This window comes from Neisseria sp. HMSC078H04, from assembly GCF_001838135.1.
Classification (GTDB): domain Bacteria; phylum Pseudomonadota; class Gammaproteobacteria; order Burkholderiales; family Neisseriaceae; genus Neisseria.
The window spans coordinates 1-291 of the sequence record NZ_KV835833.1; the positions used below are offsets into that span (position 1 = coordinate 1).

Annotated in this window: 1 protein-coding gene; it reads left to right on the top strand. The window is 45.4% G+C overall.

Annotation, left to right across the window (positions count from 1 at the left end; genetic code table 11):
* Positions 1–291, top strand: a 291-nt coding sequence (locus HMPREF2560_RS04320) for a collagen-flanked surface repeat-containing protein (protein WP_210400413.1), incomplete at both ends; no start/stop codon positions are given.

A 291-nucleotide genomic window follows, 5' to 3' on the forward strand; every position in this document is an offset into this window, starting at 1 on the left:
AGGCGACAAAGGCGATAAAGGTGACACTGGTGAAAAAGGTGACACTGGTGAAAAAGGTGGCAGCATCACAGGTGAAGTTGTAGATAATGGTGACGGTACCCATACAATCACTATTACTGATCTTGAGACCGGTACAGTCACTACTACCATCGTTAAAGACGGTAAAGACGGTGTAGATGGTAAGAATGCTAAAGCCGACGTTAAAGACAACGGCGATGGTACTCACACTGTAACCATCACTGATGGCGAAGGTAATACCACTACCACTATCGTTAAAGACGGTAAGAACGC